This is a genomic window from Paracoccaceae bacterium (genome assembly GCA_012103375.1).
Lineage (GTDB): Bacteria > Pseudomonadota > Alphaproteobacteria > Rhodobacterales > Rhodobacteraceae > WLWX01.
The window spans coordinates 1,652,637-1,675,860 of record WLWX01000001.1; the positions used below are offsets into that span (position 1 = coordinate 1,652,637).

Annotated in this window: 20 protein-coding genes and 3 pseudogenes; 9 read left to right on the plus strand and 14 right to left on the minus strand. The window is 60.9% G+C overall.

Annotation, left to right across the window (positions count from 1 at the left end; all coding sequences use genetic code 11):
- Window positions 1-101: 101 nt before the first annotated feature.
- Window positions 102-1,676 (plus strand): Re/Si-specific NAD(P)(+) transhydrogenase subunit alpha, encoded by a 1,575-nt coding sequence (locus tag GKR99_08445; protein NKB27568.1) that lies wholly within the window; start codon window positions 102-104, stop codon window positions 1,674-1,676.
- A gap of 12 nt (window positions 1,677-1,688) precedes the next feature.
- Entirely contained in the window at window positions 1,689-3,122 is a 1,434-nt protein-coding gene (gene pntB / locus GKR99_08450; protein NKB27569.1) for a Re/Si-specific NAD(P)(+) transhydrogenase subunit beta, read from the plus strand.
- Here the strand turns inward: pntB and GKR99_08455 are convergent.
- Together GKR99_08455 and GKR99_08460 are read right to left on the minus strand one after the other, a co-directional pair.
- The gene (locus tag GKR99_08455; GenBank protein NKB27570.1) at window positions 3,109-3,849 is read right to left on the minus strand and encodes a hypothetical protein; all 741 of its coding nucleotides are present in this window, start codon (window positions 3,847-3,849) and stop codon (window positions 3,109-3,111) included. The two genes, pntB and GKR99_08455, sit on opposite strands and share 14 nt — an antisense overlap.
- The gene (locus tag GKR99_08460) at window positions 3,846-4,796 is read right to left on the minus strand and encodes an NAD-binding protein (GenBank protein NKB27571.1); all 951 of its coding nucleotides are present in this window, start codon (window positions 4,794-4,796) and stop codon (window positions 3,846-3,848) included. The genes GKR99_08455 and GKR99_08460 overlap by 4 nt, the downstream gene beginning before the upstream one ends.
- A 211-nt stretch (window positions 4,797-5,007) precedes the next feature.
- On the opposite strand from GKR99_08460, the gene GKR99_08465 reads away from it, so the two are divergent.
- A complete protein-coding gene (locus tag GKR99_08465; GenBank protein NKB27572.1) occupies window positions 5,008-6,546 on the plus strand; it encodes a trimethylamine methyltransferase in 1,539 nt (512 codons plus the stop codon).
- A gap of 95 nt (window positions 6,547-6,641) precedes the next feature.
- On the opposite strand, the pseudogene GKR99_08470 reads toward GKR99_08465, so the two are convergent.
- Window positions 6,642-6,899: pseudogene (locus tag GKR99_08470) on the minus strand (hypothetical protein).
- A 252-nt stretch (window positions 6,900-7,151) separates the two neighbouring features.
- Between GKR99_08470 and GKR99_08475 the strand changes: the two are divergent.
- The 3 genes from GKR99_08475 (at window position 7,152) to GKR99_08485 (ending at window position 9,802) form a co-directional block, all read left to right on the plus strand.
- On the plus strand, window positions 7,152-7,661 hold the full coding sequence (locus tag GKR99_08475; protein NKB27573.1) for a hypothetical protein: 510 nt from the start codon (window positions 7,152-7,154) through the stop codon (window positions 7,659-7,661).
- Between the two features lie 31 nt (window positions 7,662-7,692).
- Entirely contained in the window at window positions 7,693-9,063 is a 1,371-nt protein-coding gene (locus tag GKR99_08480; GenBank protein ID NKB27574.1) for a transposase, read from the plus strand.
- Between the two features lie 109 nt (window positions 9,064-9,172).
- Window positions 9,173-9,802, plus strand: coding sequence for a helix-turn-helix domain containing protein (locus GKR99_08485; protein NKB27575.1), 630 nt, complete (start codon window positions 9,173-9,175; stop codon window positions 9,800-9,802).
- A 51-nt stretch (window positions 9,803-9,853) separates the two neighbouring features.
- Here GKR99_08485 and katG read toward each other — a convergent pair whose 3' ends face one another.
- Window positions 9,854-12,010 (minus strand): catalase/peroxidase HPI, encoded by a 2,157-nt coding sequence (katG, locus tag GKR99_08490; GenBank protein NKB27576.1) that lies wholly within the window; start codon window positions 12,008-12,010, stop codon window positions 9,854-9,856.
- Window positions 12,011-12,180: 170 nt separating this feature from the next.
- Here katG and lipA point away from each other — a divergent pair, with 170 nt between their 5' ends.
- Window positions 12,181-13,137 (plus strand): lipoyl synthase, encoded by a 957-nt coding sequence (gene lipA, locus GKR99_08495; protein ID NKB27577.1) that lies wholly within the window; start codon window positions 12,181-12,183, stop codon window positions 13,135-13,137.
- 378 nt (window positions 13,138-13,515) lie between these two features.
- Here the strand turns inward: lipA and GKR99_08500 are convergent, their stop codons facing one another.
- The 8 genes and pseudogenes from GKR99_08500 to hpt all read right to left on the minus strand — a co-directional run bounded on the left by GKR99_08500 (window position 13,516) and on the right by hpt (window position 18,513).
- Complete coding sequence (locus GKR99_08500; protein NKB27578.1) at window positions 13,516-13,974, minus strand: c-type cytochrome; 459 nt, start codon at window positions 13,972-13,974, stop codon at window positions 13,516-13,518.
- A 57-nt stretch (window positions 13,975-14,031) separates the two neighbouring features.
- Complete coding sequence (locus GKR99_08505; GenBank protein NKB27579.1) at window positions 14,032-14,634, minus strand: c-type cytochrome; 603 nt, start codon at window positions 14,632-14,634, stop codon at window positions 14,032-14,034.
- A gap of 58 nt (window positions 14,635-14,692) precedes the next feature.
- Window positions 14,693-14,779 (minus strand): annotated as a pseudogene (locus tag GKR99_08510) (hypothetical protein).
- Window positions 14,780-14,950: 171 nt separating this feature from the next.
- Window positions 14,951-15,391: a cytochrome c gene (locus GKR99_08515; protein ID NKB27580.1), complete on the minus strand. Its 441-nt coding sequence runs from the start codon at window positions 15,389-15,391 to the stop codon at window positions 14,951-14,953.
- A 336-nt stretch (window positions 15,392-15,727) separates the two neighbouring features.
- The gene (locus GKR99_08520) at window positions 15,728-16,663 is read right to left on the minus strand and encodes a hypothetical protein (protein NKB27581.1); all 936 of its coding nucleotides are present in this window, start codon (window positions 16,661-16,663) and stop codon (window positions 15,728-15,730) included.
- Window positions 16,664-16,937: 274 nt separating this feature from the next.
- Complete coding sequence (locus tag GKR99_08525; GenBank protein NKB27582.1) at window positions 16,938-17,417, minus strand: hypothetical protein; 480 nt, start codon at window positions 17,415-17,417, stop codon at window positions 16,938-16,940.
- Window positions 17,418-17,431: 14 nt separating this feature from the next.
- Window positions 17,432-17,830 (minus strand): hypothetical protein, encoded by a 399-nt coding sequence (locus GKR99_08530; protein ID NKB27583.1) that lies wholly within the window; start codon window positions 17,828-17,830, stop codon window positions 17,432-17,434.
- Between the two features lie 149 nt (window positions 17,831-17,979).
- Complete coding sequence (gene hpt / locus GKR99_08535) at window positions 17,980-18,513, minus strand: hypoxanthine phosphoribosyltransferase (GenBank protein ID NKB27584.1); 534 nt, start codon at window positions 18,511-18,513, stop codon at window positions 17,980-17,982.
- Window positions 18,514-18,654: 141 nt separating this feature from the next.
- Between hpt and GKR99_08540 the strand changes: the two genes are divergently transcribed.
- Entirely contained in the window at window positions 18,655-19,107 is a 453-nt protein-coding gene (locus GKR99_08540) for a type II toxin-antitoxin system RatA family toxin (GenBank protein NKB27585.1), read from the plus strand.
- Window positions 19,108-19,111: 4 nt separating this feature from the next.
- Complete coding sequence (locus tag GKR99_08545; GenBank protein NKB27586.1) at window positions 19,112-20,284, plus strand: MmgE/PrpD family protein; 1,173 nt, start codon at window positions 19,112-19,114, stop codon at window positions 20,282-20,284.
- A 296-nt stretch (window positions 20,285-20,580) separates the two neighbouring features.
- Here GKR99_08545 and GKR99_08550 read toward each other — a convergent pair whose 3' ends face one another.
- Window positions 20,581-21,627: an EamA family transporter gene (locus tag GKR99_08550; GenBank protein ID NKB27587.1), complete on the minus strand. Its 1,047-nt coding sequence runs from the start codon at window positions 21,625-21,627 to the stop codon at window positions 20,581-20,583.
- Window positions 21,628-21,834: 207 nt separating this feature from the next.
- Window positions 21,835-23,013: pseudogene (amt, locus tag GKR99_08555) on the minus strand (ammonium transporter).
- Window positions 23,014-23,224 lie beyond the last annotated feature (211 nt).

The following is a 23,224-nucleotide window of genomic DNA, read 5'->3' on the forward strand; positions in this document are numbered from 1 at the left end:
GTGAATTTTGCATGGCTGGTTTGCGCTGCGTCAAAGAGGCTGTTGCGCATTGCAACCGGGGGCGTAATTATGCCGCAACATTGTTACCCGGAGGGCGCGACTTGAAAATCGGAACACCGAAAGAAATCGCCGAGGGCGAGGCCCGCGTTGCAATGACGCCGGACAGCGCGCGCGCCTTGCAGAAACTGGGGCACGACTGTGTGATTGAGGCCGGCGCCGGCGCCGCAGCCGGGTTCACGGATGCGGTATATGAAGAAGCAGGGGTGAACGTGCAGAAGACCGCGCCGGGCCTGTGGAAGGGCGTGGACGTGATCGCCAAGGTGCAGCCGCCCACCACGGCCGAGGTTAAGCGCCTTGCGCCGGAACAGACGCTGATCTCGTTCTTTTACCCCGCTCAGTCCGAGGCATTGCTGGGTCAGGCGTCCAAGACCGGTGCGACCGTTGTGGCGATGGACATGGTGCCGCGCATCAGCCGTGCGCAGAAGATGGACGCGCTGTCCTCGATGGCGAATATCGCCGGATACCGCGCGGTGATCGAGGCCGGGAACAACTTTGGCCGCTTCTTCACCGGACAGATCACAGCGGCAGGCAAGGTGCCGCCCGCGAAGGTTCTGGTTGTCGGGGCAGGGGTCGCGGGGCTGGCGGCGATTGGCACGGCAACCTCACTGGGTGCAATCACCTATGCCTTCGATGTGCGCCCGGAAGTGGCCGAACAGATCGAATCCATGGGCGCGGAATTCGTCTATCTGGATTTCGAGGAATCCAGCCAGGATTCGGCGGCGACAGGCGGCTATGCCGCGCCCTCTAGCCCGGAATTCCGCGAAAAGCAGCTTGAGAAATTCCGCGAGATTGCGCCGGATATCGACATTGTCATCACCACGGCGCTGATCCCGGGCCGCGATGCGCCGGTGCTGTGGACCAAGGATATGGTCGAGCTGATGAAGCCCGGCAGCGTCATTGTCGATCTGGCGGCGGAACGAGGCGGCAATTGCGAACTGACCGTCGCGGATGAGAAGATCGTCAGCGACAACGGCGTCACCATCATTGGCTATACCGATTTCCCGTCCCGGATGGCGGCGCAATCCAGTACACTCTACGCCACCAACATCCGCCACATGATGGACGATCTAACGCCGGAAAATGACGGCGTGATCAACCACAATATGGAAGATGACGTGATCCGCGGCGCGACCGTGACCCATGGGGGTGAGGTGACATTCCCGCCACCGCCCCCCAAGGTCGCGGCCATCGCCAAACCGCCCGCAAAGGCGAAACCGGTCGAATTGACGCCCGAACAGAAACGCGCCGAAGAGGTGCGGATGTTCAAGACCGAAACCCGCAATCAGGTCGGCCTGCTGGCCATTGGCGCGGCTCTGCTGCTGGCCGTCGGGCTGGTCGCCCCGGCAAGTTTCATGGCCCATTTCACCGTCTTCGTGCTGGCCTGCTTCGTCGGCTTCCAGGTCATCTGGGGCGTCGCGCATTCGCTGCACACGCCGCTGATGGCGGTGACGAACGCAATCAGCTCGATCATTATTCTGGGGGCGCTGATGCAGGTCGGTTCCAGCAGTTGGATCATCATGATCCTGGCGGCGCTGGGGATCCTGATGGCGGCGGTGAACATATTTGGCGGCTTTCTGGTTACACGGCGCATGCTTGCCATGTTCCAGAAGTCATAAGGGGACGAACAGATGGATTTCGGTTTCACAACAGCGGCTTACGTGGTCGCGGCGGTCCTGTTCATCCTGGCCCTCGGCGGGCTGAAAAACCAGGAAAGCGCCAAGCGCGCGATCTGGTACGGCATTGTCGGCATGGCGCTGGCGGTTGTCGCCACATTGATCGGCCCCGGCGCAGGCCTGTGGCTGCTATCGCTGATCCTGATCGCGATTGGCGCGGTCGTCGGATACCAGCTTGCCGCTAAAGTCGAGATGACGCAGATGCCCGAACTTGTGGCGATCATGCACTCGCTCGTCGGGTTGGCGGCGGTCTTCGTCGGCTTCAACGCCGATCTGACCATCGGCATGGTCGAGGCGGCAAAAGCCGCTGGTGAAGGGGTCGAGGGCGTGTTTGCCGAACTCGTCGCCAAGAAAACCCCGGTCGAGATTGCAATTCTGAAAGTTGAATTGGTCCTGGGCATCTGGATCGGCGCGGTGACCTTCACCGGATCGGTCGTGGCCTATGGCAAACTGGCCGGGCGCGTCGACGGCGTGGCGAAAAAACTGCCCGGAGGTCATCTGCTGAATGCGGCGGCGGCGGCGCTGTCGCTGCTGTTGATCCTGATGTACCTGAACGGGTCGGGTAGCTGGACGCTGATCCTGATGACACTGGCGGCGCTGTTCATCGGCTATCACCTGATCATGGGCATCGGCGGCGCAGATATGCCCGTCGTCGTCTCGATGCTGAACAGCTATTCTGGCTGGGCGGCGGCGGCGATCGGCTTCAGCCTTGGCAATGACCTGCTGATCGTGGTCGGGGCGTTGGTCGGATCCTCGGGCGCGATCCTGTCCTATATCATGTGCAAGGCAATGAACCGGCGGTTCGTCAGCGTGATCCTTGGCGGCTTCGGCGGCACCAAAGGCCCCGCGCAGGAAATCGACGGAGAGATGGTGCCAATCGACGCCGCAGGCGTGGCCGCCGCGCTGGAAGACGCGGAAAGTGTGATCATCATCCCCGGCTATGGCATGGCCGTGGCGCAAGCCCAGCAATCGGTGGCCGAGCTGACGCGCAAACTGCGCGCTGCAGGCAAGACCGTACGTTTTGCCATCCACCCGGTCGCCGGACGGCTTCCCGGCCACATGAATGTGCTGCTGGCCGAGGCCAAAGTACCCTATGACATCGTGCTGGAAATGGATGAGATTAACGCCGATTTCCCCGACACCGATGTGGCCATCGTCATCGGCTCCAACGATATCGTGAACCCGGCTGCGCAGGATGACCCCAACAGCCCGATCGCCGGAATGCCGGTGCTGGAATGCTGGAAGGCCAAACAGGTGTTCGTGTCCAAACGCGGGCAGGGGACGGGGTATTCGGGGATCGAGAATCCGCTGTTCTTCAAGGAAAACACTCGCATGTTCTATGGCGATGCGAAAGCCAGCGTCGACAGCCTGCTGCCTAGCTTGGGCTGACGCCGCCCGCATCAAGCCAATCGCAGCAGGCCCGATGAAAATGCACGTCCTGCACGTACCAGGCGCGCAGGTTTTCCGCCCCGCGTGGGCTGATTGCTGGCGCGGCAGAGTGATCGACGCGATGCGCCTGATCGCGATCATCGCTTAACGAGATTGCGCCCTCGAACCCGATGCGGGCCATGAATTCCTTCAGATCGTCGTCAAAGCGTTCCTGCCGGATGATCCACACGGGCGGGCGCAGGTCCAGAAACGCGCCGCGCCCGCGCATCCAGTCGACCTGCGATGTGAAACAGTGATTGATCGACATGATCGCTGCGCGCGCATGCTGGCCGCGTTTTCCGTCATCAAACAAGGCTTCGGCCAGATCATTGGCTTCGGGGAAATGGGCAAAGGCCGCTTTCTCATCCGGTTCCAGATCACGGGGTGCGGAATGAAACTCACCGGTTTTGCACCAATAGAACGCTGATCGGAACCGGCTGACGGGTTCGCGGATCGAAAAGAAGTACCGGTGACCTGCGCGCAGCTTCATCAATGTCTTTGGATGCTCGTGGGTGCGAATGAAGACGCTGTCCGTGGATTGATTGATCTGCTTGGCCACGTGCTTGATCTGACCGCCGGCGGTTTTGCTGATATGCAGAAACTCGACATAGCGCGCCTGTTCATCGGCGCGGGTGGGCCGCCCGGTCAGCCTGCGCAATGCATCCTTGATCCGGCGCTCGGGCGTCATCGCAGTCCAACCTCATACCCGGGTTCTTCGGGTTCATCATCCAGCATCTCGGCCGGAAAGCCCGGGGCGGTGATGTCCAGACCTGTCGCCTCTTCCAGGCGCCTGATGATATCATCGGATTGCGCGCGTTCGCCATAGCGCGCCATGCCGTCGCGGAAAATCTCGATCATCAACGGAGAGATTTCAAGCGGCACGCCCGCCTCATCTGCGATTTTCTGGAACAACCCGATATCCTTGGCCACAAGGTCCATGGTGAAGTTGATATCGCGGCTGCCGTTCAGGATCACCTGGCTTTCGGTTTCATGCACGAAACTGGTGCCGCTGCTGATCCTGATCGCCTCATACGTCGTGGCAAGGTCCAGCCCGGCGGCCTTCATCGTCACCATCGCCTCGCAACAGGTCAGCAGATTTGCGGTCGCCAAAAAGTTGGTCATCACCTTCAAGGTCGAAGCGCTTCCAACTTCCCCGGTGTGCAGAACCCGTCGTCCCAGCGTGGTCAAAACGGGCAGGGCAGCTTCGAACGTGTCGCGCGTGCAGCCCGCGAAGATCGAGATATTGCCCGTCGCCGCCCGGTGGCAGCCGCCGGATACTGGGCAGTCGATGGCCTGCGCGCCTTTGGCGACGATCCTTTCGGCCATGCGGCGAACCTCGGCCGCGTCGGTGGTCGACATTTCGGCCCAGATCTTGCCCTCGGACAGTCCTTCCAGCAGACCACCGGCCCCCTCCATCACCTCGGCGCAGGCGGCGGGGCTGGGCAGGCATGTTATGATGTAGTCGCAGCCGCGGGCCATTTCTGCCGGGCTGTCGGCCCAATGCGCGCCATGGTCCAGGAACGGCTGCGCCAGCCCCATGTCCAGATCCCGCACCGTCAGGTCGTATCCGTTTCTGAGGATGCTGCCCGCCAGCTTGCCGCCGACATTGCCCAGCCCGATAAATCCGATTTTCATGTGCCTGTTCCCTTGGTCCTGTCCCGGCCCGAAGTTGCCTGTGCTGCGCCCGCTGGCAAGCGCAAACCGACCGCATAAGACCCCTTTCCCGACATCGCGATGGTTGCCAGTGTCGGGAACGCAACGCAAATGGCGCAAATCGCGACTTCGGGCGGCGCATTGCGCGCTATGACCGGGAATACGACAACCCAACGGTCAAAGGAATCGGGACATGGCGGAACGCAGCAGACGCGGACGCTCGGGCGGCGGGGCGGCCCGGCGGGCCGAGCGCACAGCGCATCACATCGAAATGGTCCCCCCAATCACCCGCACCACCCCGGACATGGATTACATCAGCGCCGAAGCGCTGGAGATTGTCGAGGCAAACGCCGAGGTCGTTCTGGAAGAGATCGGCGTCAACTTCCCCGACAACCCCGCCGCCCTCGAACGCTGGCGCGACGCGGGGGCAGATGTGCGGGGCGAGCGCGTGCATATCCCGCGCGGGCTGGCGCGCAAGCTGTGCAAGACTGCGCCGGCGCAGTTCACCCAGATCGCGCGCAACCCGGCACGAAACGTCAATATCGGCGGGCGCGACCTGGTGCTGGCCCCGGTTTACGGCCCGCCATTCGTGCGCGACGCCGATGGCGGGCGGCGCTATGCGACGATGGAGGATTTCCGCAATTTCGTGAAGCTGGGCTATATGTCGAAATGGCTGCACCATTCGGGCGGCACGGTTTGCGAGCCGACGGATATTCCGGTCTCCAAACGCCATCTGGACATGCTGCACGCCCATATGACGCTGTCGGACAAGCCGTTCATGGGCTCGGTCACGGAACCCAGCCGGGCGGCAGATTCGGTGGACATGGCCAAGATTATGTTTGGCGAGGACGTCGTCGACAACAACGTGGTCATGACATCGCTGATCAACATCAACTCTCCGCTGACGTTTGATGCGACAATGATGGGCGCGTTGGAGGTTTATGCAGCCGCCGGGCAGGCCTGCATCGTCTCTCCGTTCATTGTCGGGGGCGCGATGGCGCCCGTTTCAGTCATCGGCACGCTGACACAGGTGCTGGCTGAAGTTCTGGCCGGGGTCGCCTATTCGCAGCTGGTGCGCCCCGGTGCGCCGGTGATCATGGGGGCGTTCGTGACGTCGATCGACATGAACTCGGGCGCGCCGACCTTTGGTACGCCAGAGGCCGCGCAGATCACCTATGGCGTGGGGCAGTTGGCGCGCCGTCTTGGGCTGCCGTATCGGTCGGCCGGGTCGTTCTGTGGCTCGAAACTGCCGGACGCGCAGGCGGCGTATGAGACGGCGAATTCGCTGAACGCGGGGCTGCTGGCGGGGGTCAACTTCATGCTGCATTCCTGCGGCTGGCTGGAAGGCGGGCTGGTCAGTTCTTACGAGAAATTCGTGATTGACGCGGACCAGCTGGGCATTCTGCACCGGATGGCGGCGGGCGTGCAGCATGACGAAAATGCGCAAGCAATGGACGCCCTGCGCGAAGTGGGGCCGGGGGGCCATTATCTTGGCTGCGCCCACACCCAGGCGAACTTCAAATCGGCATTCTGGCGGTCCGAATTGCTGGACTACAAACCGTTCGAGACCTGGGACGAGGAAGGCGCGCGGGATACGCAAGTGCTCGCCTCGGCCCGAGTGGCGGCGATGCTGGCGCGGTACGAGGCACCGGCGCTGGACGCCGGTATCCTCGACCAGTTGAACGACTATGTGGCGCGGCGCAAATCGGAGTTGCCGGACACGATGAGCTGACGGCGCGGCCCGGGCCGCAGTCGCACGACATTGGCGGGCAGCGGTGCATTAAGCGCCTTGGTTTCAATTAGGGCGGGCGCGGCGCTGGCCGCGGCAAGCAGCGCTTCGGCCATCAGCGCGGTCAGGATGCTCACGTGTTCGGCCACCTTGTATGTGGCATATTGCGAGGTTCGGTTGGCCTCGATATCGGCTTCATGATCCATCAGAATCTCGACCGCGCGGGCCGGGGATGGCGGCACCACGGACGGGATCAGCCGCTTCAGATCCCGGTCGCGCCGATAGGTGGCAAGCCCAAAGCGCGCTGCACGGATCAGCAGGCGCGGGCGGCGCAGGTTTTCAAGTCTGTCGGTCATGTCATCCCCCAAGGATAGTTGCACATATCCATCATGCGGGCAGCACGCCGGGTGTTGCGTAAGCTGGGGTAGTGGCGGCCGACGCAGCCTTAGGTTGTTAGGAATTATCATTTAATCGACATCTACCGTTCGGATTGTTAACAAGTCGGTAACAATTGCAACTCACGATTGTTTACAATTTTATACAAATCCGCAGAATCGAGCATCATTGTTCAGACAATATTTTTCTGCATTTGCCGGGGGGAACCAAGAATGCCGACTGCAATATCTGATCACGGGCCATTGCCACATCTGCCGGGATGGGTGCCGAAATCGGCGCGTCATTACCTGTCGCATACCGTGGGCTTGCAATCCTTGCGCGCGCTTGCGCGGCAGGCGGATTGCCATGCCTCGACCATCCTGCGCCAGGTGCGTCAGTTTGAATCGCGGCGCGATGACTGGCTGGTGGATCAGGCGCTGAACACGCTTGGCGGTCTGACCCCGGACGCCGCCCGGAAGCCCAAGACAGCCCCGACCTCAACGAAACAGGAGCACGCCCAAATGCCCGCTGCCTCGCGCGCCCGACCGACATCCCCAAACCTGCCAAGTGATGATGAAATGCAGGCCGAATCCGCCCGGATCCTGCGCCGCCTGAACGAACCCGGTGCCTGCCTTGCGGTTGCGGCCGACATGGAACAGGCCGTGGTTGTGCGCGAAGACGCCAATGGCAAGACGATCCGGATACTGTTGAAAAAGTCCGTTGATTGGCCGCGCACGCTCTGATTCACTTGTTTTGAGGGTGGAGGGTTCGGCGATGATGGGTCCAAGGCAAGTTGCGCAAGGCGCGCTGTTCTATGAGTTCTCGATCGAGAGTTTTGTGCCGAAGGATCATCCCGTCCGGGGAATTGATCGCTTCCTTGATCTGACAGGTGTGCGCCCCTTGCTCGCTTCATACTACAGTGCCAATGGCCGCCCTTCGATTGATCCTGAACTGATGATCCGCATGCTGTTGTTGGGCTATTGTCAGGGCATCCGTTCCGAGCGACGGCTTTGCGAAGAGGTTCATGTCAATCTGGCGTATCGTTGGTTTTGTAAGCTTGATTTGGCTGATCCAGTGCCCGACCATTCGACATTCTCTAAGAACCGGCATGGCCGTTTCCGCGAGAGCGGTTTGTTCCGACATTTGTTCGAGGTCGTTTTGCAGCGCTGCATGGATGAGGGGCTGGTTGGCGGCCACAGCTTTGGTGTTGATGCCAGTCTGATCCCCGCGAATGCAAACCAGACGCGCGGCGTTGAAAGCAAAGACGGACTGCCAGCAGATCTGACGTCCCGTGCCGTCGACGAATATCTCGAGACGCTGGATGATGTGGCCTTCGGTGCTGCGACCAAGGTCGTCCCCAAATACATCTCACCGGCTGATCCAGCAGCGCGTTGGACTGGGGCTGACGGGGGAGCCGCCTACTTTGCCTATTCCACTAACTATATGGTCGATTTGGATAATGCAGTCATCGTGGACGTCGAGCCGACGGCTCCGATCCGGCCTGCAGAGGCGCGGGCAGCAAGGGAGATGATCGATCGTGTACATGAGCGGTTTGGCATCAAACCTGACAAGCTTGTGGGTGATACGGGTTACGGATCAGCCGAGATGTTGGGCTGGCTTGTGGACGAACGTCAAATCGAACCCCACATTCCGGTCTGGGATAAGTCAAAACGAACTGACGGCACATTCTCACGCGAAGACTTTGTCTACGACCCGGCGACCGACAGCTATACTTGCCCGACCGGCAAAGCCTTGCAAACATATCGGCGGAACTTCTCAAAACCGCGAAAGCCCAATGGCAGCAAAGACGGGTTCATCAGATACCGAGCCTCAAAGCACGATTGCGACGCATGCCCTCTGAAGTCGCAATGCTGTCCGAAGGACGACGGCAGACGCCTTATGCGGTCCGTTCACGAAGCCGCCCGAGACGTCGCTCGCGATATCCGAAAAACAGATGCCTACATGACGTCGTTCATCCAAAGGCGGAAGGTTGAAATGCTCTTTGCCCACCTGAAACGATACATCGGCGTGCAGATGATGCGGCTTCGAGGACCCAAAGGCGCAACCGAACAGTTCCAACTCGCAGCAACAGCTCAAAACCTCCGGAAACTGGCGAAGTTGGTGCCAGCAACAGTGCCAACGTGAAAGAAAACGGCGCGCGGCCGCCTCTCGCTCAACAACGCGCCGACCAAAACATCGACTTCTTCAACAGTATCTCCGCACAGCCGTCGCCGACCGCGCCGTGGTCGAGGCGATGGCCCTGACCGACTGGATCGCCTGCGCCACACCGGGTCGTATCGCGCGGTATCACATCACCCCGGCAGGGCGGGCCGCCCTGCGAGAGATGTTGGCAAAGGCGGAAAGTGCGCAGCAGGGCATGGCCGAAGCACCCGCGCCCTTTGCCGCAGCGGTGCCGGGTGCCTCGGCGCCGCCCCGCCGCGCAGGTGCGCGTTACTGCGCGGTGGAAAGCCCGCTGCAATTGCTTGCGCGCCGCCGCCGTCGCGATGGCACCCCGTTCCTGGCCGCCGATCTTGTTGCCGCAGGCGAACGCCTGCGCGAAGATTTTGAATTGGCGCAATACGGGCCACGCATCGCCCAGGATTGGGAGGCGTTTCTGACCGGCGGTTCACACCCCGACCCGTCAGGCGGCAGCCCCGGTGCCGGTGGTGCGGCGCGCGATCGGGTGTGCGAAGCGCTCGGCACGCTTGGCCCCGGTCTTGGCGATGTCGTGCTGCGCTGCTGCTGTTTTCTGGAAGGGATGGAAGAGGCTGAAAAGCACATGGGCTGGTCGGCGCGTTCAGGCAAGATCGTGCTTAGAATCGCGCTGGAACGGTTGCGCGATCACTATCGCGCGCAAAGCCGGTCGGCCAGCCTGATCGGCTGACCGGCCCGGTAGGGGCGGCGCCGGCCCGCGCAATCGGCGGGCCGGACGTGATCAGATGTCGAAGCGATCCGCGTCCATCACCTTGGTCCAGGCGGCGACGAAATCGCGCACGAAACGCGCCTCTCCATCGTCGGCGCCGTAAACTTCGGCCAGCGCGCGAAGCTGGGCGTTGGACCCGATCACCAGATCGACCCGTGTTGCGGTCCAGCGCAGTGCGCCGGTCGCCCGGTCGCGGCCTTCATACGCATCCTCTTCCGGGGTGGTCGGGGACCACACCACCGACATGTCCAGCAGCGCCTTGAAGAAGTCGTTGCTAAGCGTGCCGGGCCGGTCGGTGAATACGCCCGCATCAGACCCGCCATGCGTTGCACCCAAGGCGCGCATGCCACCGATCAGGGCCGTCATTTCCGGCGCCGTCAGGTCCAGCAACTGCGCCTTGTCCAGCAGGATATCTTCGGCCCGTACCGGAAGGCCCGGCTTGGCGAAGTTGCGGAACCCGTCGGCGACAGGTTCCAGCGGCTCAAAGCTGTCCGCATCGGTCTGCTCGGCACTCGCATCGCCGCGCCCGGTAGACACCGCTACGGTGACATCATGCCCGCCCGCCTTTGCCGCAGCCTCGACCGCAGCCGCGCCACCAAGCACGATCAGGTCGGCCAGGGACACCGCGCCGTGACCGGCCTGAATGCCTTCCAGCACCGACAGAACCTTGCCAAGTTCGTCCGGTTCATTGGCCGCCCAACCGTTCTGCGGGGCCAGCCGTACCCGCGCGCCATTCGCACCGCCGCGCATGTCGGATGCGCGGAAGGTCGAGGCTGACGCCCAGGCCGCCTTGACCAACTGCGCCGTCGTCAGGCCCGAGGCGACGATCTTCGCCTTCAGGTCGGCCACATCCGCATCTGACAAGGTCGTCCCGGCAGGCACCGGATCCTGCCAGATCAGGTCTTCTTCGGGCACATCGGGGCCAAGATAACGCGCCTTGGGCCCCATATCGCGATGGGTCAGCTTGAACCAGGCGCGGGCGAAGGCATCGGCGAATTCCTCGGGGTTTTCATGGAACCGCTTGGAGATTGGCCCATAGATCGGATCATAGCGCATGGCCATATCCGCCGTGGTCATCATCAACGGCACCTTTTTGTCCGAACCGTCCGCCTCGGGCGCGTGGTTTTCCTCGGCCAGGTCCTTGGCGTGCCAGATGATCGCCCCCGCCGGGCTGGTGGTTTTTTCCCAGTCGTACCCGAACAGTACGTCGAAATAACCGTTGTCCCATTGGGTCGGATTCGGGGTCCAGGGCCCTTCGAATCCGGATGTGGTGGTATGCACGCCCATCCCGCTTTCATGCGCATTGGTCCAACCAAAACCCATTTGATGCAGGGCTTCGCCCTCAGGCTCGGCACCGATCTTTGCGGGATCGCCCGCGCCATGGCCCTTGCCGAAGGTGTGGCCACCGGCAACCAGCGCAACGGTTTCTTCGTCATTCATCGCCATGCGACCAAAAGTGTCGCGGATGTCGAGGCCCGAACGGATCGGATCGGGATCGCCATCGGGGCCTTGCGGGTTCACATAGATCAGGCCCATTTCGACGGCGGCCAGGGGGTTCTCAAGCTCTCGCTCACCCGAATAGCGGCTGTTTTCCCCGCCCGAGGCTTCCAGCCATTCCTTTTCGGCCCCCCAGTAGACGTCTTCGTTCGGGGCATAGATATCTTCACGCCCGCCTGCGAAACCGAAAACCTTGCCGCCCATGCTTTCGATGGCGCAATTCCCGGTCAGGATGAACAGATCGGCCCAGGACAGCTTTTTCCCGTATTTCGCCTTGATCGGCCAAAGCAGGCGCCGCGCCTTGTCCAGGTTGCCATTGTCGGGCCAGGAATTCAGCGGCGCGAACCGCTGTGACCCTGATCCGCCGCCGCGCCCATCTGCGGTGCGATAGGTGCCCGCCGAATGCCACGCCATGCGGATGAAGAACGGGCCGTAATGGCCATAATCAGCAGGCCACCAGGGCTGGCTGTCCGTCATCAGCGCGATCAGGTCTTTCTTCACCGCCTCAAGATCAAGCGAGGCAAACTCGGCCGCGTAATCAAAATCTTCGCCCATCGGATCGGGGCTGGCGCCATGCTGGTGGAGCACCGACAGGTTCAGCTGGTTTGGCCACCAATCGCGGTTCGTGGTCTTTTTCTGGTGCGACACCGGGCATTTCATATCGCCGTCCATTGCAGTCTCCTGACGTTTGAGTGAATCGTTTAGAAAGATTCTAAACAGCCGGACGGAAGGTTCAACTGGAATCCGCCGCCGCGCCGCATGATCTGGCATAGCTGCCATGCGCGTGCCAATCTGGTCAGGGCAGGGGGCATGCGTTAAGACGCATGTGAAAGAGGATGAATATGGCACGCGATCTGAAAATCCCCGAACAGCGCCACCCGGAAAAGGCGAAGAAGCCTGATCAGGCGCAGCCGCGAAAACCGTCGTGGATTCGCGTAAAGGCACCGAACTCGGCGGGCTACAAACAGACCCGCGACATCATGCGTGAACACAAGCTGGTGACCGTCTGCGAAGAAGCCGGTTGCCCGAACGTCGGCGAATGCTGGAGCCAGGGCCACGCCACGATGATGATCATGGGCGAGGTTTGCACCCGCGCCTGCACCTTCTGCAACATCGCCACCGGTAAACCGCCCGAGGCGCTGGACGTCTTCGAACCGGGCCGGGTGGCCGATGCGGTGAAAAAGCTGGGGCTGAACCACGTGGTTGTCACCTCGGTTGACCGCGACGATGTGGAAGACGGCGGCGCCGAACATTTCGCCCAGACCATCCGCGCCATCCGCCGTCAGGCCCCTGGCACCACGATCGAAATCCTGACGCCTGATTTCATCAAATGCGACCCTTCGGCGCTGGAAGTCGTGGTCGAGGCACGTCCCGACGTCTTCAACCACAACCTGGAAACCGTGCCGGGCCTGTATCCCGAGGTTCGCCCCGGCGCGCGCTATTTCCACTCGCTACGGCTGTTGCAGCGCGTGAAGGAACTTGACCCCTCGATGTTCACCAAATCCGGTCTGATGGTTGGATTGGGCGAGGATCGTCAGGCCGTGTTGCAGGTGATGGAGGACATGCGCGCCGCCGACATCGATTTTCTGACCATCGGTCAGTACCTGCAGCCCACGCCCAAGCACCACGCCGTGGACCGCTTCGTGACGCCCGAGGAGTTTGCGTCTTACGAAAAGGCGGCGTTCGGCAAGGGATTCCTGATGGTCTCGGCCACGCCGCTGACGCGATCAAGCTATCACGCAGGCGATGATTTTGCGCGATTGCGCGCTGCACGGCAGCAAAAACTCGGACAAGCGTGAATAAACCGTTAATTGCGCGCGGAACCGCCGACCACCCCTTGCTTGACGGGGGGTCAATCGGTTTGAATGATCCCACGTTCACAAGTGCAGAGTTTTAGGCAGCTTCGGAACTGTTTGAAAAGACAGACGAAATTGTCACTTTGTGAAAGTGCGCCGCTGGGATGGAATTCGACACTCCCCGTCACAATCGGCTGTGCACCGGACCCCTTTTGAGCGTGTTTCGGACGGCGCCGGGCGCGTTTTGCATCCCGCTCCTGTAGCCAGTGACGTTCGAAAAGCCTTTTTTATGACGCTCGGCCGGTGCGAAGAAATTCGCACCGGTCTATTCTTGTCAGCCCGTGCAGTCTGTTGCCATCTGCACGCGGCAGTCCGCGTGATCTATTCCGTCGCCGGATCGGCCACCCCTGGCACGACTTTCAGATAGGCCGCAATCGCGGCGCGATCCTCATCCGTCAGCTGGCTGGTATTGGCGATGACATCCACCATTTCGCCACCTGCGGTGTCGAAATCGGGCGTAAAGCCGGATTTCAGGTACGCGGCGATATCGGCTTCGGACCAGTCCAGAACCGCCGGAGAGATGTTCGGGATCCGGCCCTTACCCGACGGGTTCTTGGCCCCGCCCAACCAGCGTGATCCGTCTGTTGCGCCCAGAAAGTTTCTGGGCGTGTGACACTCTCCACAATGGCCGATTGTGTTGAAAAACTCCGAAATCAGAGCGTCGCGGATTTCTTGCGAAAACCTATGAAGCGAAATAGTCGGAAAGCTTTGACCACGAGACAGCGCATGGCTGCGCGTGAGCGCATGTAGGCGATTTGGGCCGACCCCCGCGCCAAAAATTTAGGATCGGGCTGCATGGAAAGAAAAATCATCGTTCAGGCCCTAAAACGGAGTTTTTCAACACAATCGGCCCAAAGCCTCGACCAGATAACGCCCGCGCGTTTGTTGTTCGCTCAGGTCGCCGTCGATCTGCCAGCTATCGTCCAGGAACAGGAACTTCCACCCGCCAAGGCTGCGGCGGATGTTGAAGGGAAATCCGACCTCATGCGCGGGCGCGCTTTCGGCGACCGGGGGCAGGGTGCGCAGGTAGGCCGCGATGTTGACCACATCGGCCACCTCGGCCCGTGCGTAACTGGTGTAGGGGAAGGCGGGGAAGTAATGCGCGCCACCGGGGCTGACACCTTTGATGACGGCGTTGACCAGTTCCAGATCGCTCCACCCGCCGATGCCGTGTTGCGGATCGGGCGAGATATTGGGCGCAATGAACGTGCCAAAGTCCGACACGAAGCGCTTGCCACCGGCCAGCTTCAACTTTTCGTCGCCTTCGGCCCCCGGTGCGGCATGGCACGACGAACAGCCTGCGGCATAGAAAGCATATTTGCCCGCCTCAACATCGCTTGTGGTCCCGGCCAATGCTTCGGGCCCCAGGGGTTTGGGCTGTGTTACAAACCAGAAAATGGCCAGCCCGATCAGGCCAGCCACAACAAGAAGCGTCAGCAATTTTCTCATCTTTTGGGTCGGGGGGCGCTCAAAGCCCCCCGCCTTTCATTCAGACAGTTCAGCTACCTCTGAACGCTTTATGGCATGCGGTGCACGCTGCGCCAACAGCACCGATAGCGCCCTGAACTGCTTCTAGCCGATTGTGTTGAAAAACTCCGAAATCAGAGCGTCGCGGATTTCTTGCGAAAACCTATGAAGCGAAATAGTCGGAAAGCTTTGACCACGAGACAGCGCATGGCTGCGCGTGAGCGCATGTAGGCGATTTGGGCCGACCCCCGCGCCAAAAATTTAGGATCGGGCTGCATGGAAAGAAAAATCATCGTTCAGGCCCTAAAACGGAGTTTTTCAACACAATCGGCCCATCACCGGCGACTTCATTCATCGTCGCGGCAGCCTCAGCCAATTGGCCGGCAATCTCTCCGACGTTGGATCCGTCAGCCCAGATTGCAGCCAGAGCCCGCGTCGAATCGCCAAGCGTTTCCATATCCGAACCCGGCAGCCAGTACCCACGCTGGTTCAACGTCGACAGCGCAGCAAGATCTGCCGCATGTGCCGATGCCGCTTCGGCATCATAGTCGATTTTGCCACCGGCCATGCCAAACAAGACACCAGCGTTGTGCTGATAAAGTTCCATATGCGACTGTCGTGCTTTGATCGCCCCAGCCGTCGCCTTGTCGATATGAGACGCGGCAAAGCTGGTACCCGCAATAGCAGCCGTCAGGATAACGCCGCCGAAAATGCGTGTGGTGAGTTTCATGTGAACCTCCAAAAAAAAACTGTACTCGTCCGGCAAGCATACCCAACAACCCCGTGAAAACCAGTGAGCATTTACGCAGAGTAAGTGTTTGCCGATCACAGAATGGTGAGGCGGAAAATCGCCTGTTGCGCGGGCGTCAGCGCATGATCCGCCCGCTCGCGGGGGTATCCGTGCTCAGAAAATCCGGCCATCCGATTGTGCGTTCGATTGTGAGGAGAACCGCGCAGGCAAGCAGGACGCCAAGCACCAGTTTCACCCGCCGTGCCGAGGGCGGATGGCGCGCCCAACGCGCCATCCGCAGAAAATGATGCAGGTGCATTCAGGTCAGACCGGGTTTCAGAACCTGTATCCGACCGACAGGTCAATCACCGAGTCGCCAAAGTCACCATCCATCAGGCCGGCCTGAACATAGCCACCATTGGCCAGATCATAATTTGCCGTGACGCCGAAAAGATCCCCGGACCCGTCAATATCAAGGAAGTTCGCGCCGACGGTCAGGTTCGGCATCACCTCATAAGACACACCAACTTCAACACCACCCGGCGGTCCGCTGCTGTCATTTTCATAGATGTAAAGATGCGCCTTCAGCGGGTCGAAATCAGCCTCAACCCCCGCACGCACCGCTGTGAACGATCCGCCGCCGCTTCCGTCGATATGCTCGATGCCGCCTGCGAAGGTCAGGGCGCCGCTGGTATATCGGGCCGCCGCCGAAAAAGAATTCGCGTCGTCGGACCCGAAATCAATGTGATGCCAGGCAATACCATAGCTCAGCGGGCCCGAGGTCGCGTCATAGCGAACACCGAACGGCCGTTCGGATTCCAGCAGGTTGGCGTATCTGACGAAAGAGCTTTTGACGACCGAAAACTCAGCGTCGATCAGGATCGAATCGTTGAAAATTGCCGTGCTGGCATAATCATCAATCGGCGAGGTCGGGAAGCCGAACGACAGGACACCGCCGGGCATGGAACTGCTGCCGCCAGCCATCGAATAGGTCAGTGCCAGCCACAGGGCGACATAATCGTCACTGCTGCTGTCCAGCAAGGTGATGCCTTCGAACCCACCAGTGACACCAAAGCCATAGCTGCTGATCGCGGTGGGCGACCAATTGAAGAACAACTCTCCGCCCAGCGTGTTCTGGTCGCTGCCACTGCTGTTGAGATGTTCAAGTTCCACATACCCGCGATAGACGACATCGGGGCCTGATAGGGGGGATCCCGCCAAAGTGACGGCAGGAAGCGCGCAAGTGGCCAACAAAATGGCCGTCTGTTTCATAGGTTTTTTCATTGCTCGGTCTCCGGGGGGCGTTTTTTGGTTGATTGGGCCCATTAAACCGAAAAAGCGCGGGCGCAACAATTGTCTGATTCGAACCTGCTTCGCTGTGTGAATCGAAAACCGCGTTTTTGGGGTAAGCAGCCGTAAAATAATGCAAATTTGTGAGTCTTGCGATGCAAGAGGCTGCGTCGACCTCCATGGAATCCAACAAGGACGGCCAGATAACTGACCGCCCCTGTGGACAAATTCGCGGGCTTCCGGCTTGCAAATTCAGTTAGAAACGGAACCCGACCGCCAGGTTGACCATCGGGTCATCCATCCCGTCGGCCCCCAGGACACTTCCGCGCACATAGGCGTTGTTGGCGAAGGCATATTCGGCATTCACACCGTAAAGCGTGCCATCCCCATCGACATCCATAATTGCGGCACCAAGGGTGATCTGATCGTTCGGGCGGTAAAAGCCCTGCAATTCGATCGTTGTCGGAAAGCCGTCATTCCAGCCCACGATCACCGCAGATCCGCCGTGGCTGCCCATGTCCGCATCGGCCCCGATGCGCCAGACCGTCAGGTCGCCGCCGCCCATCGCGATATGCTCGACACCGCCGAAAACACCGTATTCGTTGATGTCATAGCGGAACGCCGCGCCAACGGATTCCAGCGCGCCATCCTCAAAGTTGTGATAGCTCAGGCCATAGCTCAGGTCGCCCGATGCCCCGTCATAGCGCAGACCAAACGGCGTTACGTCGTCTAACAAGGCGACGCTTTTGACTAGGAGTGGCGAAAGGAGCTGGTCATCGGGAAAAGATAGCCATTGGACGCGCCGTTGAATTCCCCGGTCGAGGCATAGGTCTCGATCACGCTTTCCGGCACACCGACCTGAACGCTGCCCCAATCCCCGGAATAGGACAGCGAAAGCCACAGCGCTTCGGCATCAAAACCATCTGTGACAAAAGCGTCGGCGGCACCGACGACGCCAAAACCATTGCCAAAATCGAAGCTCAGATCGCCCGAGCCGACAAAGAAAGTTTCGTCATCGCTGCCAAATGACATGTGCTCAAGCCGGATATCACCGCTGAATGTCAGGCCCGAAGAATCTTGCGCGGCAAGCGGCGTGGCCAATGCGGTCAGGATCAGGGCGGTTGCGGAAGCTGTTTTCGTGGCGTTCATTGGACTGTCCTCCAAAGCGTTATGACGGTGTTGTCGTAACTGTGTCGCGCCAACGCGGGGGAGGGTTCAATTATTCGAAAATGTTTTGCAGTCAGGCCATTATGCCTGCGGTCAGGGCCTGGATTGACTCACGGTCAGGGCGTACCCAGTCAGATAAACCGCACCTTGCCGATATAGGGCAGATTGCGATCCCGCTGGGCAAAATCGATGCCGTATCCGACGACGAATTCATCCGGGATTTCAAACCCGGTCCAGGTTGCCTTGATATCAACCTCGCGCCGGGTCGGCTTGTCCAGCAACGCAATGGTTTCCAGTCGCTTGGGCTTGCGCGTTTCCAGCAACGCGGTCACATGCTTCAGCGTATGGCCGGTGTCGACGATATCCTCGACCAGCAGCACATCGCGCCCCTCAATCGCGCCGCGCAGGTCCTTGAGGATGCGCACCTCGCGGCTGCTTTCCATCCCGTCGCCGTAGGAAGACGCTTCCAGGAAATCGACCTCCACAGGCATGTCCAGCTCACGCACCAGATCGGCGATGAAAACGAAACTGCCACGCAGCAAGCCGACAACGACCAGCTTGTCGGTGTCTTTGTAAGCCTCTCGAATGTCGCGCGACAGATCTTCGATCCGTGCGGCAATGGACTTGGCCGAGATCATCATGTCAATTTCGTAAGGATCAGGCATGCGCAGTCTCGTCCGTGGCAGTCGCGTCATTCGCAGTTTCGGGCACCATGGGCAGAGTGCGCGCAAATGTCACCAGACCAAAATGACACGGGCGCTTGACTGTGGCTTGCAGGTGGCGGCGGGGGTGCTAATGCTGCGCCCATGCCGCGCCACGCCGAAACCCGCCAGCTGCCCTATAGCGCCGATCAGATGTACGCGCTGGTCGCTGACGTCGCGCGGTATCCCGAATTCCTGCCCTGGTGCGCCGCCGCCCGCATCCTGCGCCATCGCGAACACGACGATCATTCGGTGATGGAGGCGGAGCTGGTCATCAGCTTCAAGGTCTACCGCGAAAAATTCACCAGCCGCGTGACGCTGTGGCCAAATGCGCGCCGGATCGAGACGACCTATATCGACGGCCCGTTCAAGACCATGGATTCGGTCTGGAGCTTTGCTGAAGCACCGGGCGGTTGCGAGGTGACATTCACAACCGATTTCGAGTTCAAGAACCGCATCCTGCAAGCCGTCATCGGCGTCGTCTTCAATGAGGCGATGCAACGCATCGTGCGCGCCTTCGAAACCCGCGCCGCGACCCTCTATGGCCCCACGGGATGACGGAATGAAGGTCGCCGACCGCCTCATCACATTCTGCGAAACGGCGCAGCCGACGCCGCTGGTCCGCCGTATTTTTGCGCTGTCGCTGCTGGACTGGACCGCCTGCGCCATCGCTGGTGTGGAGGAGCCCGTGTCGCGCATCGCACGGGACATGATTTTGCAAGAAAATCATGATGCTGCCGGCGGCGGTGGCGCGCGCGCCAGTGTTGTGGGGGCCGCGGCCCGTGTTCCTGCGCGCGCGGCAGCGCTGGTGAACGGGGCAACGTCGCATGCGCTGGACTATGACGACACGCATTTCGCCCACATCGGCCACGCCTCGGTCGCGGTGATCCCGGCAGCCCTGGCCGTGGCCGAGGAGGTGGGCGCAACTGGCACAGAATTCGCGCAGGCGGCGCTGATCGGGCTGGAGGCATCGGTTCGCTTTGGCGTCTGGCTGGGGCGCCCTCACTATCAGGCCGGTTTCCACATGACCGGCACCGCCGGCGCGATCGGCGCCGCGCTGGCGGCTGCAAAACTGATGCGGTTGAATGCTGAACAAACGGGGCATGCGCTTGGTCTGGTTGCCAGCCGGGCAGGCGGGATCAAGGCGCAGTTCGGCACCATGGGAAAGCCGATGAATGCCGGATACGCCGCGGCAAATGGGGTTGAGGCGGCATTGTTCGCGCGCGCCGGAATGACCTCAACACCAGATGCCCTCGACGGGATGAACGGTTTCGCCGCGACCCACTACGGGGCAGCAGATGATGCCGCATGGGAGGGAATGGGTGCTGCCTGGCTGTTCGAGGATGTCAGCCACAAGCTTCACGCCTGCTGCCATGGAACCCACGCGATGATCGAGGCGCTTCGAACACTGGATGCGCCCGACCCGGATGTGATCGAAGTCGCTGTCCATCCGCGCTGGCTGACGGTGTGCAACATTCCCGAACCGACAACGGGATTGGAGGCGAAGTTCTCACTGCGACTATGCGCGGCAATGGCCCTGACCGGCCGGGATACCAGCGCGCTCGCCTCGTTCTCGGATGCTGCTTGCACCGACCCCGCCCTGGTTGCGCTGCACAACCGCGTGCAAATCACTAGGGATGAAACGCTGACGGAAACTGCCGCGCGGGTGCGAGTCGATGGGGTCGAAGCACACCACGATCTGACACCGCTCACAACCTGTTTGCGGGATGCTTAACAGCGTCGTCGGACCAAAAAGAATTATGCCTCCGGCGGGGATATTTGTGGGTCAATGATGACGTCGACGTTGATATCGAAAACGGCCCGACCTTTTCACAAGCCGGGCCGCCATCATCGACCACGGTCATCAGTATCCCTGCCTGTACCGCAGGTGCGAGTATCCGCAATGTTGGTTAACACAGTCTTACTTGAGCATCATTGACCCACAAATATCCTCGGGGGGTGAATGGCGCGAAGCGACAGAGGGGGGCAGACGGCCCCCCTTTTCCCCGCTCGCCGCAGGCGCAAGCAATTTCAATTGCGTTTTCCCAGCACTTCCACCAGCGCGGCCGAGATCATTAGCACGCTCCCCAGTATTTCGCGCGTACCAAAGGGTTCCCCGGCAAGCCAGGCAGCCGAGGCGACGGAGGCGATCACATCTGTCATCAACAGAACTCCGACACGGCCAGGTGTCAGTCGCGTTGCTGGCCAGAGTGTCAGGACCAGCATCGGTGCCACGTAAAAGGCAATCAGCAGCCCCCAGCCGGCATTGCCCAAAAACACCTGTGGCGCGATGGTCCCGCCCAGAGCATTGCCGCCGATCACCAACGTCGCTCCGGTGACGACCAGCGCTCCGGCCATGAAGGCCAGGATCTGGTCGCTGACGGCGATTGCTTTCATGCGATAGACACCGAAACTGCCAATTGCCCAGGCCAGTCCTGCACCCAGCGCCAGCCAGTCGCCGATGTTGCGCGGCCAGGGGATGCCCGGTTCGTCGCCCAGAACCACCACCAACCCGCCGATGCCCAGGCATAACGCCGCAATACGGGGCGCTGTCAGCCGTTCGCCCAACAAGATTATGCCCAGGATCGTGCCCCAGACCGGGGTGAGGTAGAATAGCAGGATCGAATGAACCACATCCGTCAAAAGCAGGCTGGTGGCATAAAGGCTGAAGGCGGCTCCAGTGCCCAATCCGCAAAACGCCAGTGCCCAGATCCGCGCGCGGATGTGCCGCCAGCGGATCGCCAGAAGCGGGCTCAGCAGCAGCAGGGTCGCCGCGTAGATCAGCATGCCGGGCCAGGCGCCGGGCAGGCCCTGCGCCTCCAACGCGCGGATCGGGATCCAGATGACGCCCCACAGCGCCCCGCCCAGCATCAGCGCCAGGCTGACAGTCGTTTCCGAGGCATCGCGCCCGGCTGCGTGAAGTCTGTGTGCTATCACTGTGGCCGCTCGATCCCGCCGCTCAATCTGGCGCGAACAGAACCACAGAACATCGCGCCGGGAAAGTCCCGCCAAGCCGCGCGGTTGGACCAATTCGGACATCGGGGGGTGTTGAGACAGAGGCAGAGTACGCGCCGCCATACTTTACGCAGGAATAACCTCAACGCATGGGCCCACAGCGTTTCGCCGTCTGTGGGGTAAGATGCTGCACTCGCCGGACCTGCTTCGGGCGCCGCCTCTGGCGAAATCGTTTGGCCGGGCGCTGATGATGCAGTGAAAAAAACCGGCTGGAAACGCGGACGGCGCGCACCTGAAGCGCGCGCCGTCCAATTGTGCCGTGCGTGTCTTCTACGATGACATGTCGTAGGCGCGTTCACCATGCAATGACAGGTCAAGACCGTTGGTTTCCGCCTCTGCATCCACCCGGAATGTCGTTACTGCGCGGCAGATCACGACCAGAATGGCGGTGAGTACAACCGTATAGACACCGACGATAACCAGCGACCCAAGCTGCGCACCCCAGGCGCCGGCACCGAACACCGCGATCATGATGGTGCCGAACACGCCGCCGACCCCGTGGACCGCGAAGACATCCAGCGTATCGTCGATACCCACCTTGTTGCGGATCACGTTCACCGCCTCCTGACAGAGGACCCCGGCAACCAGCCCGATGATCAACGCCGGAACCGGGCCGACGAAACCGGATGCGGGCGTGATCGACGCCAGCCCCGCAATTGTGCCCGTCACCATGCCCACCAGCGAGGCTTTGCCGAATTTGATCCGCTCCCACAGCGCCCAGCTGAGCGAGGCTGCCGCAGCCGAGATATGCGTCACGGAAAGCGCCATCGCGGCCCCACCGTCAGCGGCCAGTTGCGACCCGCCGTTAAATCCGAACCAGCCGACCTACAGCATCGCCGCGCCGATCATGACATAGCCTGGATTATGCGGCGGCGTGGTGCGGTTCTTGCGCGCGCCCAGCATCACCGCGATGACCAATGCGGCCAATCCGGCGGTTTCGTGGACTACGATTCCGCCCGCGAAATCCCGCGCGCCGATCTCTCCGAAAATCCCGCCATCGGACAGCATGCCGCCGCCCCATATCCAATGGACCACGGGCGCATAGACCAGAAGCATCCACAACCCGCTGAACAAAAGCACAAAGCCAAAGCCGATGCGTTCGACATAGGCGCCGACGATCAGGGCCGGGGTGATGATCGCGAATGTCATCTGGAAGGCGAAGAAAAGAACCTCGGGGATGGTACCCGACAGGCTGTCGGCGGTCACCCCGTTCAGGAAGGCCTTGCCCAGACCGCCCCAAATCGCGTTGCCGTCCCCGAACGCGATGGAATAACCCACTGCCAGCCACAGAATGCTCATCAGGCAGGCGATGGCGTAGCAATGCATGAAGACGCTCAGAACATTGCGCGCCCGCACCAGCCCCCCGTAAAACAGGGCGAGGCCCGGTAGTGTCATGAACAGCACCAGGGCCGTTGCGGTAATAATCCATGCTGTGTCTGCGCCGACCATTTTCGTCTCCGATTTCGATGTTTTGAGCATGAAAACGGACGTGGCCGGGATGAAAACAGGCAGCGGGCCAGAGCGTGCTGAAATCGTCGGCAAAAGCGAGTTTGCCCGATAATTGTGCAAAATCAGGCCAAAATGCTCAAGGATCAGGCAGATTTTGGCTGTGCTGAGATCGGAAGTCCGCAAATCACCTGGCGCAAATGGTTCAGGAACT